The 741-nt window shown below is 37.1% G+C and carries 2 protein-coding genes; one reads left to right on the plus strand and one right to left on the minus strand.

What is annotated here, in order from left to right; translation table 11 throughout:
• Positions 1 to 317, minus strand: a 317-nt coding sequence (gene tnpA / locus H5058_RS18125) for an IS200/IS605 family transposase (protein ID WP_310735846.1), incomplete at its 3' end; no start/stop codon positions are given.
• Positions 318 to 415: 98 nt separating this feature from the next.
• Here tnpA and H5058_RS18130 point away from each other — a divergent pair.
• Positions 416 to 741: helix-turn-helix domain-containing protein (locus H5058_RS18130; protein WP_182679379.1), on the plus strand; the 326-nt coding region annotated here is incomplete at its 3' end.

A 741-nucleotide genomic window follows, 5' to 3' on the forward strand; every position in this document is an offset into this window, starting at 1 on the left:
TATTTTCGAATTGTATCAGCAGAAGCATTTCCAACTGAGCAAACAAAATACCCGTCAGACCAAAAGGTTTTCTCAATCCAGAATTGCTTTTTCAACCACTTAAATCTCGACCATAGGCTTTGTGTCGTTGATTGTTTAATTCTACGAACATAACTCGCAACACAAATGGTCGGGGAAATCGTAAGCAATATGTGTATATGATCTTTGTCTACCTCGATCTCTTCAATATTAAATTCTGAGCGCTCTGCAATTTCAGAAATTTTTTGTTTTACAAATTCACCTAAGTTACCTTGTAGCAATTGCCTTCTATATTTCACAACTAAGATTAAATGTAACGCTATTAGATATTTGCAGTGTGATTTAGTTTCATATTCTATCTTGACAACCCTTTCATATACAGTAGTCTATACAGTGTATGAAAAAGACGCTTAGATACAATTACAGACTGAATCCTACACCAGAACAAGAAGCTAAACTCATAGAGTTTGGCGCGACTGCGCGTGGTATTTGGAACTTATTACTGTCTGAAAATATGCGTCGATATGAGTTCGATAAAACATTCTTGTTCTACAATGATATGGCCTCGCTTCTTAAGGAAATAAAGCCTTTTGAAGAGTTTACGTGGATTAAGTCTTTTGACTCGGCAGCAGCTCAGCAAGTTGCTCGCGACTTAGAAACAGCGTTAAAGAACGCAATCTCGAAAGGCCGTTTGCAGCGCTTTCCAAAGCATAAAATCTCATA

The organism is Pseudoalteromonas sp. SR45-4 (assembly GCF_014163535.1).
Taxonomy (GTDB): domain Bacteria; phylum Pseudomonadota; class Gammaproteobacteria; order Enterobacterales; family Alteromonadaceae; genus Pseudoalteromonas; species Pseudoalteromonas nigrifaciens.